This window comes from Gulosibacter hominis (assembly GCF_904842695.1).
GTDB lineage: Bacteria > Actinomycetota > Actinomycetes > Actinomycetales > Microbacteriaceae > Gulosibacter > Gulosibacter hominis.
This window is the reverse complement of sequence record NZ_CAJGWQ010000014.1, coordinates 1-12863: the sequence shown is the minus strand read 5'-3', so window position 1 is coordinate 12863 and position 12863 is coordinate 1. Positions and strand designations below refer to the sequence as shown.

Annotated in this window: 12 protein-coding genes; 1 reads left to right on the top strand and 11 read right to left on the bottom strand. The window is 62.7% G+C overall.

What is annotated here, in order from left to right; genetic code table 11:
- Positions 1-37 precede the first annotated feature (37 nt).
- Genes tsaE through glmS form a run of 4 tightly spaced genes read right to left on the bottom strand, consistent with a single transcriptional unit; the run spans position 38 to position 4702 of the window.
- On the bottom strand, positions 38-535 hold the full coding sequence (gene tsaE / locus JMV54_RS08805) for a tRNA (adenosine(37)-N6)-threonylcarbamoyltransferase complex ATPase subunit type 1 TsaE (protein WP_201518544.1): 498 nt from the start codon (positions 533-535) through the stop codon (positions 38-40).
- Entirely contained in the window at positions 532-2430 is a 1899-nt protein-coding gene (locus JMV54_RS08800) for an alanine racemase (RefSeq protein ID WP_201518543.1), read from the bottom strand. Before JMV54_RS08800 ends, tsaE begins: the two co-directional genes overlap by 4 nt.
- 22 nt (positions 2431-2452) lie before the next feature.
- Positions 2453-2848 carry a holo-ACP synthase gene (acpS, locus tag JMV54_RS08795; protein ID WP_201518542.1) on the bottom strand — a complete coding sequence of 132 codons (396 nt, stop codon included), beginning with the start codon at positions 2846-2848 and terminating at the stop codon, positions 2453-2455.
- Between the two features lie 3 nt (positions 2849-2851).
- On the bottom strand, positions 2852-4702 hold the full coding sequence (gene glmS, locus JMV54_RS08790; protein ID WP_201518541.1) for a glutamine--fructose-6-phosphate transaminase (isomerizing): 1851 nt from the start codon (positions 4700-4702) through the stop codon (positions 2852-2854).
- Between the two features lie 53 nt (positions 4703-4755).
- Between glmS and coaA the strand changes: the two genes are divergently transcribed.
- The gene (gene coaA, locus JMV54_RS08785; RefSeq protein ID WP_201518540.1) at positions 4756-5712 is read left to right on the top strand and encodes a type I pantothenate kinase; all 957 of its coding nucleotides are present in this window, start codon (positions 4756-4758) and stop codon (positions 5710-5712) included.
- A gap of 26 nt (positions 5713-5738) precedes the next feature.
- Here coaA and JMV54_RS08780 read toward each other — a convergent pair whose 3' ends face one another.
- From JMV54_RS08780 to JMV54_RS08750, 7 genes are all read right to left on the bottom strand, one after another.
- A complete protein-coding gene (locus tag JMV54_RS08780; RefSeq protein ID WP_201518539.1) occupies positions 5739-6719 on the bottom strand; it encodes an ArsA family ATPase in 981 nt (326 codons plus the stop codon).
- A gap of 51 nt (positions 6720-6770) precedes the next feature.
- Positions 6771-7106 carry a cory-CC-star protein gene (locus JMV54_RS10775; RefSeq protein WP_276529519.1) on the bottom strand — a complete coding sequence of 112 codons (336 nt, stop codon included), beginning with the start codon at positions 7104-7106 and terminating at the stop codon, positions 6771-6773.
- Entirely contained in the window at positions 7106-8830 is a 1725-nt protein-coding gene (locus JMV54_RS08770) for a carbon starvation CstA family protein (RefSeq protein ID WP_201518538.1), read from the bottom strand. Before JMV54_RS08770 ends, JMV54_RS10775 begins: the two co-directional genes overlap by 1 nt.
- 257 nt (positions 8831-9087) lie before the next feature.
- Entirely contained in the window at positions 9088-10458 is a 1371-nt protein-coding gene (gene glmM / locus JMV54_RS08765) for a phosphoglucosamine mutase (protein ID WP_201518537.1), read from the bottom strand.
- 15 nt (positions 10459-10473) lie between these two features.
- Entirely contained in the window at positions 10474-10962 is a 489-nt protein-coding gene (gene rpsI, locus JMV54_RS08760; RefSeq protein ID WP_201518536.1) for a 30S ribosomal protein S9, read from the bottom strand.
- A 26-nt stretch (positions 10963-10988) separates the two neighbouring features.
- Positions 10989-11432, bottom strand: coding sequence for a 50S ribosomal protein L13 (gene rplM / locus JMV54_RS08755; protein WP_201518535.1), 444 nt, complete (start codon positions 11430-11432; stop codon positions 10989-10991).
- A 195-nt stretch (positions 11433-11627) separates the two neighbouring features.
- Positions 11628-12503 (bottom strand): tRNA pseudouridine synthase A, encoded by an 876-nt coding sequence (locus JMV54_RS08750; RefSeq protein ID WP_201518534.1) that lies wholly within the window; start codon positions 12501-12503, stop codon positions 11628-11630.
- Positions 12504-12863 lie beyond the last annotated feature (360 nt).

Sequence of the window (12863 nt, the reverse complement as noted above, 5' to 3'; positions counted from 1 at the left end):
TGCTGCCGCCCTCACCCCCCGGAGCGGCCGCTCGCGTTCAAAGCGCAGCCGATAGCCCCGCAAGCTGCGAGGGCTGCCATCGCCCACCCACGGCACGAACCGTCACCAGACGCGGCTGTTCGAGCTCGTCAGCGGCGGCCGGTGTGCCCGTGGGCCGCTCGATCAACACCTCGAGCCAGCTGTCGGTAAGGGCCGAAACCATCTCGGCACCCCACTCGATCACGGTGATGGATGCATCCAGGTCGAGATCGAGATCATCAAGCTCGAGTGCCGAGCTCAGCCGGTAAGCATCCACGTGGATGAGCGCCGGGCCGTCTCCGAGCGCGGGATGGGTGCGGGCAATCACGAAGGTGGGGCTGGCAACCGTGCCGCGCACATCCAGTGCCTCACCAAAACCGCGCGTTAGCGTGGTCTTTCCCGCCCCGAGCTCCCCCGTGAGCACCACCACGTCGCCAGCCTCGCACAGCTGCGCGAGAGCGGCACCGAGTCGATGCATCGCGGCCGAATCGGCAACGGTCAGCTGCACCTCGCTCATTTCACCTCCACCATGACCTGCCGGCCACGGTAGCGGCGCTCCACCCGGCTACCGAGATTCGCGCACAGCGCCTCGGGCGACCAACCCGTCCAGGTAGCCCACTGGCTGAGGCTGAGATCATTCCCGGCACTACCCCACACCTGCACGCGCATCCCCGGCCAGCATTCACGATCGCCGAGATCGACCACCACCTGGTCCATCGCAATTCGGCCAACGATCGGTGCCGGCCAGCCGGCAACCATCACCTGAGCTTTACCGAAAGCGCTGCGCGGCAGCGCATCCGCATAGCCGAGTGGCACAAGCCCGAGCGTCGTCGACTTCGACGCGGTCCACTCGTAGCCGTAGCTCACCCGCTGCCCGGCAGAAACCCGCTTCACGCTCACCAATTCGCTCACCAGCGACAGCGTCGGCGGCAGCGGTTCGCGCGGGTCAAGACCGTACACTCCCCTGGTGGCCGAGGGCGCGTCGGGGAAATAGTGCCCTGTCACGCCGCGACGTTCGAGCGCGTCCATATCGGTGCGGGTGCGCGCCACAATCGGCAGCCCCGAGCTGCGCACATACGGCAAAATCTGGTCGAGACCGTGACCGTACGCATCCGATGACACGTCCACACCAAACTCGGCGCTGCGGCGCTGCGCCCCCACCGCGAGCGACCGCTGCGTTAGGCGCGTGAGCCGGCGCTGCAAAAGTTCGAGATCGATAACCGCCTCGCGCAGCGGCGCGGTGATCGAACGCTTGCTGCGCTGCTCCGACTCTTCCATCGGCGGCCAGGCAATATTGGTGCCCTCGGCTGCCGCATGCCCACCGTAGTCACGCAGGATGCGGCGGGTGAGTCGCGTGGTGATTTCATAGTTGATCGTGCCGCCAGCCCGCGCCCAGTCGTCCGCGTCGGCGCCGACGAGTTCACCGTCCTGATTTCGGTCGTGGCCGATAACAACGAGCTCGCGCGCGGGCGCTGCTGTCGCCGCGCTCTCGTCGACCGGCACATCCCCCATGGGTGACAAATACAGGTGCAGCGGCCCCATCCGGTCAATTTTCCAGTAAGTGCCCTGCGAGTCGACAAGCGGAGGCAGTGCCGATACGAGCGGTGGTAGTCCGTCGCCCTCACCGACTGCCACAGCCCAGCGATTATCAAAACGACGAATGGGTGCCCGCAGCCGCAGCGCCGGACGCAGCTTGAGCGCATCCGCCGCACCCGATTCTTCAGGGGCGAGGCCGTACAGCGAAATACCCAACCGCACCAGGTCGTGTCGCATTTGCGGATATTTCATGGCGCCGGCGGTAGCGGCGATGTGAGCGTGTTCGATGTGCAGACCAGCTTCCTGCGCCAGCTCGCGGGCAGCAGCAAACTGCTTGCCCTGCTGCACATCTTCAGCGGCACCGGTGCCCGAAAGGTGGCTCATCAGGCCGCACACACGCAACACTCCGGCACGATCAGCCTCGGCCGCCTGCGCAATCAATGCCCGCCAGGTCTTGGCGGTGGCGCCATTACGCCCCAGGCCAGTATCGAGTTTGAGGTGCACCCGCGGAACTCTGGTGCCTTTACCGCAAAACTTCGTGGCGGCCCGCTCCACAAGCGAAAGCTGTTCAATGGTCGACACCGCGATATCGATATCGGCGTCGAATGCCATCGCCCAGTCGGTAGCCGGCGAATGCATCCAGGTGAGGATGCGCGCATCCGTCACCCCTCCGGCGCGCAGCGCCAGTGCCTCGCTAATATCAACGACACCGAGCCAGCCGCATCCGGCTTGAGTCACAGCACGCGCCACCGGCAGCGCTCCGTGCCCATAAGCATCCGCTTTCACCACCGATAGCACCGGCACCTGCACCGCATCGGCTAATGCGAGGTAGTTGTGAACGATGGCGTCGAGGTCGACGTCAATGATCGGACCCACGGTCACTCCTCTACCGCTGAATTCAGCATGTTGTCTCCGCTTGCGAGCCGGTTTCGAGTCGTTCCGCCACCACAAACGCGGATGCATAGGTGCGGTCATGACTCAACGACACGTGCAAAGCGGTTATTCCGATGCTACTCACCGCAGCTGCAGCAGCTAAACCGAGTTTGAACGCTGGCGGCCCCAGCGGTGTGCGCACCACCTCAAATTCGTGCAGCGGCGGCGCATCCGCACCAAACCGCCCCAGCCCGCCGAGCGCTTTCACCACCGCCTCGCGCGCAGCGAACCGGGCTGCGATCGAGGGCAGCGGCAGTTCGAGTTCGGCCGGCATGAACACGCGCCGCGCAAACCCTGGATTTCGCAGCGCGCGTTCAACTCGGTCGATCTCAACCGAGTCGGTGCCGATTCCGACAATCATCGACTATTCGACCGTGACCGACTTCGCGAGGTTTCGTGGCTGGTCAACATCCAGACCCTTCGCGGTCGACAGCTCGAGTGCGAAGAACTGCAACGGAATTACCTGCAGCAGCGGCTCAAACTCGGGCTTGGTCATGGGCACATCAAACACCTCGTCAACAAACGGCAGCACCGCAGCGTCTCCGCGTTCGGCAACCGCCAGCACACGGGCACCTCGAGCGCGGATCTCTTGGATGTTTGAAATCAGTTTCGGATGCAGGGTGTCATCGTGGCGCGGGCTCGGCACCAGCACCCACACCGGTTGGCCGTGATCGATCAGCGCGATAGGGCCGTGCTTGAGCTCACCCGCAGCGAAGCCCTCAGCGTGGATATATGCCACTTCTTTGAGCTTGAGCGCGCCCTCGAGTGCGATCGGGTAAAGCATATTGCGGCCCAGGTAGAGCACCGAGCGGGTATCGGCCATCCAGTTGGCCAGCTGGGAGATGCGCTCGTGGTGGTTGAGCACCTCGGCGATTTTGCCCGGCAGGGTTTCGAACTCGGCGGTAATCTCCTCGATTTCTGCCGCCGGCAGCGCCTGCCGCAGCTGCGCAATATAGAGCCCCACGAGGTACAGCGCCGACACCTGCCCGACGAATGCCTTGGTCGAGGCCACCGCCACCTCGGGCCCGGCGTGCGTGTACACCACGGCATCAGATTCGCGCGGAATGGTTGCACCCTGGGTGTTGCAGATCGAGAGCGTTTTGGCACCGCGCTCACGGGCGTAGCGCACCGCCATCAGCGTGTCCATCGTTTCACCCGACTGCGACACCGAGAGCACCAGCGTCTGCGGGGTGAGCACCGGCTGGCGATAACGGAACTCGTGCGCGAGTTCCACGGTCACCGGCACGCCGGTCCACTTTTCGACGGCGTAGGCGGCGGTCATCCCGGCGTACGAGGCCGTGCCACAGGCCACCACGATGATGCGATTAATTTCGCGGAAAAAGTCGTCGTCGAGGTCGGCCAGCGAGCCGAGCACGACTCGGCCGTCTTTGATGCGGCCGCGCAGCGTGTTTTCAACGGTTTCGGGCTGCTCCGAAATTTCTTTGGCCATAAATGACGACCAGCCGCCCTTTTCAGCAGCCGATGCATCCCAGTCGATGTGGAACTGTTCGCCGGCCACCGGGTTACCGTCAAAATCGGTCAGCTCAACCGAATCGGCACGCACAATCGCCATCTGCGCCTGCCCCACCGCGATCGCCGTCTGGGTGTGAGCCACGAACGCCGCCACATCCGAACCGAGGAAGTTTTCGCCGTCGCCGAGCCCAACCACCAGTGGTGAGTTGAGCCGCGCGCTCACGATCACATCGGGCTGATCGGCATGCACCGCCAGCAGCGTGAATGCGCCCTCGAGCCGGCCGACAACGGCGCGGAAGGCCTCGACCAGATCGCCGGTGCGGCGATATTCGCGGCCGAGCAGATGCGCCGCCACCTCAGTGTCGGTTTCAGAAATAAACTCAACGCCCTCGGCGAGCAGTTCGTCACGCAGCGCCACAAAATTCTCGATGATGCCGTTGTGGATCACGGCGAGCTTGCCACCATCGCTCAGATGCGGGTGGGCGTTGAGGTCGTTTGCTGCGCCGTGCGTGGCCCAGCGGGTGTGTCCGATACCAACCTTCCCGTCAGGCATCGGGTGAGCAGCAAGATCATCACGCAGCACCGAAAGCTTGCCGGCGCGTTTACGCATCTGCAGTTCACCCGCATCGTCAACCAGCGCAATGCCGGATGAGTCGTAACCGCGGTACTCCAGTCGTCCCAATCCGCTCAGCAGAATCTCCTGGCAGGCACGAGGTCCGATGTATCCAACAATTCCACACATGCTCACCATTCTCGCGCATAAAACCAGTGAGATGCTCGCTAAGCTTGAACCCCATGCAGGCAGGCCACCGTCGTGATACCAGCGCGCACTCATCGACCCCGTTTCTCGAGGTGGCACGTGACGAGTGGGCGGCCCTCGCACCCACCACCCCACTCACAATCAACGAGGCCGATGTGTTGCGGCTGCGCTCGCTCGGCGACCCGGTGGATATTGCCGAGGTGCGTGAGGTGTATGTGCCGTTGTCGCGGCTGCTGAACCTGCACATCATGAACGCCCGCGAACTGCATCGCGCCACCTCTTCGTTTGTTGGCGAGCGGTCGGCTCGCACACCCTTCGTAATCGGGGTGGCCGGTTCGGTCGCTGTGGGCAAGTCGACCGTGGCACGACTGCTGCGCGAACTACTGCGGCGCTGGGATGACACCCCGCGGGTTGAGCTCGTCACCACCGACGGTTTCCTCTACCCCAACGCCGAACTCAAGCGCCGCGGCATTATGCATCGCAAGGGCTTTCCCGAGTCATATGACCAGCGGGCGCTGCTGCGCTTTGTGACTCAGGTGAAATCGGGTATGCCAGAGGTGCGGGCGCCGTTTTACTCGCACATGGTGTACGACATCGTTCCCGACGCCGAAATCGTGGTGCACGCGCCGGATGTGCTCATCGTTGAGGGGCTCAATGTATTGCAGCCACCGCAGCCGGGCCGCGCGCTTTCGGTGAGCGATATGTTCGATTTTTCAGTGTACGTGGATGCGCGCACCGCCGATATTGAGCGCTGGTACATCGAACGCTTTTTGAAGCTGCAAAAGGGCGCGTTCGCCAATCCATCCTCATACTTTCGCCGCTATGCCGACCTCAGCGAGGCGGATGCACGCGCAACGGCTCACGAGATTTGGTCGACGATCAATCTGCCGAACCTCGAAAAAAACGTGCTCGCGACTCGCTCACGCGCGCGGCTGATTCTGCGCAAATCTGCCGATCACACGGTTGAGCGGGTGCTGTTGCGGAAGGTGTAGGCGCGCGCACGGCACCGATGTGGCTGCTACTGTGCCCCGAACAGCATCCCGCCAAACTCCGCGAGCGCGGCCTCGCCGATCGGCTCGTGCGCGAGCAGCGGCGTTTGCACGATGAGCGCGGCGCGGCCGATCCCTTTCCGAAGCTCCGCCACCCAATGTTCTTCGGCCGCGTGACGGGTGGCAAGCAGCTCACTATCAACCGCATCCGGTGTGCGCTTATTAATGAGATAGCCGATAACCGCGATATTCGACTCGGCAAGCTGCTTGCGCAACTCGAGCGTTTCGAGCACCGGCATCCGTTCTGCTGCCAAAACGATAATGAACCCGCTGAGTTTGGGATCGGTGATGGCGGCGCGAAACTCAGCCAGTAGTGTTTGTCGCCGTTCGAGCAGCTCTCGGATGCGCTGATCTCGACTGCGGCGGGCGCCAATACCTGATTCTTCGTTACCACCGTCGAGTGAGCGGGCCGCCGCACCGAAACGGTCGGCACGAGTGCGGTTGTCGAGCAGCGCCCGCGTCCACTGCGCCATCATTTCGGGTAGTGCCAGCAGCCGCGCGGTGTGCCCGCTCGGGGCGGTGTCGAACACCACCAGGTCGTAGTCACGCAGCCCATCAACTGTGAGCTGCGCGGTGCGCTCAAGCATCGCCGCCTCATGGGCGCCCGGAGCCTGCGCCGACACCTGCAAATAACGCCGCACCTCGCCGTGCAAATGTTCGGGCATCATGCCGTAAAGATGCTGTCCAACCGTTTTGAAATGACGGTCGGCCGCACGGTCGGGATCAATTTCCACCGCATCCAAACCGGGATGCAGTGCCACCGGCTTCTCGCCAATCTTTCGGCCCCAAAGGTGGCCCAGATTGTGCGCCGGGTCGGTTGAAACCAGCAGCACGCGACGGCCAGTCCGAGCCTGGTCGAGGGCTACCGCGGCAGCGCTGGTGGTTTTCCCAACACCGCCCTTACCGCCCAAAAACAGTACGCGCCGCCGCGCGATTTCGTCACGGAACATATCCGTACCCCCGTTCAGTGCCGTCGTTGCTGCATCCGATAGATATTCGACTCAGCAGCAGTGGGCTCCTGCGATTGGTGAACGCTCAAGCCCCACCCGGGTGTGCCACTCGTGCAGCTCATCAAGCAGCACCGGATAGAGCTCCATCAGGTAGTAGTTTGCCGGCCCAGGAATGCCGAGCGCTTCACCGTAGATGTAGAGCATCAACAGATCGTCTTCATCGCGCTCGGCGCGTTTCATGGTCTGCCGATACGGCCCCACATAGTACTCGTTCAGCCCCGCGCTAAAGGCACCAAACTTTTCGCGCAGCCACGCCACAAATTGCGGCCAGCCGGGTGACGGAGAGTCTGGTTGCTCTCCGCCACCCGAGTGCGGCTGCGGTGACATTAGTTCGCCGCGCCCGACTGGCTCGAGCCCACTTCGACCTGCTCGGGCCATTCTTCAACACCGTCAGCGTCTGCTGGCTCGGGGGCTTCGGTAATCGCTCGACGCATCGAAGTGACCGACTCGATAACCGTCCACAGCGCTGCCACAAAGACCGCTCCGCCGAGCACGAGCAACAGCCAGTCACCATCCTTGACGAACGTGATCAGCTGCAGCACCAGCGCCCAGAACGTCATCGCGAACACGAACAGCAACGGGATCAAAATGGGCAACACGGGTCGGCGCTTGCGCATCAGGATGACCGCGAGCACCGCGAGCGTGAGCACCGCGAGAATCTGGTTGGTGGTGCCGAATAGCGGCCACAGCACCATACCGCCCGAACCGTTTTCGCCAGCACCGAAGGCGAGCCCCAGACCAAGGCCAACGGCAATGACGGTGCCGACCAGCGGCGAAATTTTGACGCCCATCCGGGCCCCGAGCTCCACAATCACCAGGCGATGCAGTCGCACCGCGGTGTCCATCGTGGTGGCCGCAAACAGCACCGCCATAGTGGCGAGAATAGTGGCGCTCAAGCTGAACGGAATACCGAGCCCGGCATTGAGGATATTGCCACCACCGGCAACGAAGGCACCGATACCGCCCTTAGCGTATGCATCCTGGAATTCGGTAACGGTGTTGAAGCCAGCCGACACGGCCACGATAGTGCCGAGCGCCAGCAGGCCCTCACCCACTGCACCGAAATAACCGACCAGGCGCGCATCCGTTTCTTTATTGAGCTGTTTCGATGAGGTACCCGAGGCCACCACGCCGTGGAAACCCGAGATCGCGCCACAGGCGACGGTCACAAAGAGCAGCGGCCAGATCGGCGGCGTGCCTGCGGGCACCTCGGTTGCGATCGGATCGAGCAGCACGGTGGGTGCCGAAATGATGATGGCGAGGTACAGGATGCCGAGGCCAACGAACAGCTGCAGACCGTTGATGTAGTCGCGCGGCTGCAGCAGCATCCACACCGGCATCAGCGATGCGATGCCCGCATAGATGAACAGCACCACAATCCAGAACGACTGCGCTGACATGCCCAGGATAGTTTCGGGCAGCACGATCGGATACATGTCGCCGAGGATCATCAGGCCGTAGAGGACGATGACGCCCACGATCGACACGAGCGGCAGGTTCCACTTGAGCCGGTAGATTGCCTGACCGATCAGCAGCGCCACCACAATCGCACCCCAGGTGGGGATCACCGAGGTCGGCGTCGACACCAGCAGGCCGGCGATGATCGAAGCGAACACGGCGTTGACGATCACGATCAGCAAAAAGATCACGATGGTGAACAGCAGTGAACCGCGCGACCCGATATAGCGCTTGGCGAGATCACCAATGGTGTGTCCCTTGTTGCGGGTGGCCGCCCACAGGGCACCGAAGTCGTGCATCCCGGCAAAAAATACGGTGCCGATCGTTACCCAGAGGAATGCGGGAAGCCAGCCCCAGATCATGGCGATAGCCGGGCCAGTGATGGGCGCGGCACCGGCGACCGAGGTGAAGTGGTGGCCCCACAGCACCCACTTGTTGGTGGGGACGAAGTCGACACCGTCTTTTTGCGCGTGTGCGGGTGTGATTGCCCGGGGGTTGAGCTTGTAAACCTTTTCGGAGAGGTATTTCGAGTAGAGAAAATAGCCCGCCGCAATGAAGGCGAGGCCGATGAACATGATGATGAGTGAATTCATAACGAATTGTCCTTGAAGTCAGCAATGACCAGGATGAAATTACGAGCGCAACACCTTCGCCAGAGCACAGCGATCTTCGCGGTGGCGAGGGAATCCAATGACCGGCCTTTTGAGCCGTCGTGAATGGATGCGACCCGTATACCCTACCCGAACATGCAAAACACCTGTGAATTCAGGTGCGTTTACGGCATGATTCGCCCGCGGGATGCGCGCGATGTGCCCGCGGCAAATGGGTGCTCAGCCTACGGTTGACGAGCCTAGGAAATTGCGAGTTCGGCGCTCACGACATCGGCGAGTCGCTGCGCATATTGCTGCGCCAACTCGGAAGTTTCAGCCTCAACCATTACGCGCACCACCGGCTCAGTGCCGGATGGCCGCAACAACACGCGACCGGTGTCACCGAGTTCATCGCTGACCTTGGTGACCTCGTCTTGTACGACCTGATTCGATTCGCAAAGCTCTCGATGCACGCCGCTCACATTGAGGAGCACCTGCGGGTAGACGCGCATGACCTGCTTCAGTTCAGACAGCCGCTTGCCGGTGCTCGCCATGATGCTCGCCAGGCACAGCCCCGTGAGGAGGCCATCACCCGTGGTGGCGTGTTCAGCAATGATCACATGTCCCGACTGCTCGCCGCCGAGTGCCAGTCCGCGCTGATTCAGCTCGGCAAGCACGTAGCGGTCGCCCACCTTCGTTTCGATGAGTTTGATGCCGCGCTCACGCATCGCGAGTTTGAGGCCCAGGTTCGACATCACGGTAACGACCAGGGTGTCGTCAGTGAGCTGGCCGTGCTCGTGCATCGCAGTGGCGAGGATCGCCATGATCTGATCACCATCGACGACGGCGCCGGTTTCGTCGACTGCCAGACAGCGATCGGCGTCACCGTCGTGGGCGATTCCGAGGTCGGCGCCAAGCCGAGTGACGGCTTCTTGCAGGCCGGCAAGGTGCGTAGAACCGACCCCATCATTGATGTTGAGACCATCAGGTTCGTTGCCGATTACCGACACCTTCGCCCCAGCGTCAGTGAACACCTGTGGTGATACGCCCGATGCGGCGCCGTTGGCGGCGTCGATCACAATGTGCAAGCCGGCCAGTGCGTGTTTTCCATCGGGACGCTGGCTTGGCACAGCGCTCAGCAGGTGCAGCGCGTAGCGGTCTTCAGCGTCGGCGAAGCGTTCGATGCGACCCACACCGTCGCCGATCGGGCGCAGCATTTCGGCTTCGAGCTGCCGCTCAATTTCATTTTCGATCTCGTCAGGCAGTTTGCGGCCGCCGCGAGCAAAAAACTTAATCCCGTTATCGGGAGCCGGGTTGTGCGAGGCAGAAATCATCACCCCGAAGTCGGCGTTGACATCGGCGGTGAGGAAGGCTGCGGCCGGGGTGGGGATAACACCGGCATCGAGCACATGCACACCCGAGGATGCGAGCCCAGCGGCAACCGCTGCGCTCAAAAACTCGCCCGAAACACGCGGGTCTCGAGCGAGTACGGCGACGGGGCGGCCGCCCTGCTCGCGGGTATCGCGAGCGAGGACGACCGCCGCCGCCTGAGCCAGGGCCATGGCGAGTTCCACCGTGAGGTGGTCATTCGCCAGGCCCCGAACTCCGTCAGTTCCAAAAAGACGTGACACCGTACTGGTTGACGCTTAGCGCTTCGAGTACTGCGGTGCCTTGCGAGCCTTCTTGAGACCGGCCTTCTTACGTTCCTTCGCACGTGCGTCACGAGTGAGGAAGCCAGCCTTCTTCAGGTCGGGACGGTTGTTTTCACGGTCGATCTCGTTGAGCGCACGGGCGATGCCCAGACGCAGCGCGCCGGCCTGGCCCGAGGGGCCACCACCGGTGATGGTCGCGATCACGTCGTAGCGGTCGGTGAGGTCGAGGAGGGTGAACGGGTCGGTGATGAGCTGCTGGTGCAGCTTGTTCGGGAAGTACTCCGCGAACTCACGACCGTTAACGGTGATAACACCGGTGCCGGGGATCACGCGCACGCGGGCGATGGCCTGCTTGCGGCGCCCGACAGCGGCACCCGAAACGGTGAGGGGTGCACGCTCGGTGACCTCGACGCCTGCCGCGGCAGGGGTCTCGGTGCTGTAGTTGGTGGGCTGCTCTTCGATGGAGTCTGCGATGGTCGCCACTTATTCGTCCTTCGTTATCGCTGCCGCTACTGGGCAACCTGGTCGAGAGTGTACGGCTTGGGCTGCTGAGCCTGGTGCGGGTGCTCTGCACCCGCGTACACCTTGAGCTTCTTGAGCTGCTCGCGGCCCAGCGAGTTCTTCGGGAGCATGCCGCGAACCGCTTTTTCGATGACGCGGTCGGGACGCTTTTCGAGGAACTCGGCGTAGTTCTGCGAGCGCAGACCACCCGGGTAACCCGAGTGACGGTAGGCGCGCTTCTGTTCGAGTTTCTGACCGGTGAGGGCCACCTTGTCGGCGTTGATGATGATGACAAAGTCACCGGTGTCAACGTGCGGCGCGAAGGTCGGCTTGTGCTTACCGCGCAGCAGCTGAGCTGCGTGCGAAGCGAGGCGGCCAAGCACGATATCGGTTGCGTCAATGACGAACCACTCGCGGGTGACTTCACCAGCCTTGGGGGTGTAAGTACGCATGAATATGCAACTTTCGTTCGGAGTGAGAGGTCCGTGAATCCCACTCGGTCGCGATAGTTTCACCACGGGATGCGTGGGGTAACGTCGCAGTTGAGGGCTCACTTCGATGCCTGCCGGTGGCGGGCAACCTGCTTATTGTACGACAGATTTGGGATGCACTGCAATGGTGAGTTTTGGCGGCTGGTGTTGGGTTGCCTATTCCACTAGCCGCAGCGCGGGACGCTTCGCGCGCGTTTGTTCTTGGCGGGATGCGAGCTCATCTTGCCCCGGATACTCAACGCTCACCAGCGTCAATCCCTTCGCTGGGAGCACCGTGAAGTCATTCGATCGGCCGGTCAGTTGCAATAGCTCGGGAACATTTGTCAGCGGCAATCGCCCCATCCCCACGGCCGCACACATACCGACCAGCGAGCGAACCATCGAATGACAGAATGCATCCGCCTGCACGTGGGCCACGAACACGCCCCGTTCATCCCGATGCCATGCGAACTCTTCGAGCGTGCGCACCGTGGTGGCGCCGGCCCGCGGCCGGCAGAACCCTGCGAAGTCGTGTAGCCCGATGAGTTCGTGCGCGGCCGCATTCATCAGGTCGAGGTCGAGGGGGCGGCGCACCTGCGCCGTGCGGTGACGTTCGAGCGGATTTGCCGGAGACGTGGGGTCAGCGAGGCGATATTCATAGCTGCGGCGGAGCGCTGAGAAGCGAGCGTCGAACCCCTCGGGTGCGAGCGCGCATCCGGTTACCGCCACATCGGCATCGTTGCCGAGGATCCCGGTGATTCGCCGCACGAAAGCGGACTCGCCATGCTCTCGGCCGAGGCGACGCGCAGTGGTGGCCCAGATTGACTCGGGAAGGTCAAGATGCGCCACCTGCCCCAAGGCATGCACCCCGGCATCGGTGCGCCCCGCCACTGTGAGCAACGGGCCAGTGTCGGGGAGATCACGGTACAGGATGCGGATTGCATCCTCGAGCGTCCCCTGCACCGTGCGTAGCCCCGGTTGCGTCGCCCAACCGCTGAAGGCGGTGCCGTCATACGCGATGTCGAGCCGGATGCGCACGGTGTTGTCCTGCATATCTCCATCTTGCCGCACCCGCTCGATGGTGTGTGGGCGCGCCACCCGTCTCTTCTCACCAAATGACCCTGTTATCGGCAAATGACCCTCCTACAACAGGGTCATTTCGCAACAACAGGGTCACTTGCTGGCGCGGCCGTGAACTTCGGACCACGGGGCAGGCCACTTGCCACCCGCCCCTCCTCCGGCAAATGACCCTCCTAATGACATACAGCACTGCTTGACCAAGCGACCCCCTTCACCAAATGACCCTGTTATCGGCAAATGACCCTGCTACAACAGGGTCACTTCGCAACAACAGGGTCATTTGCCGATAACAGGGTCATTTGGTGAAGGGGGTCGCTTGGTCAAGCAGTGCTG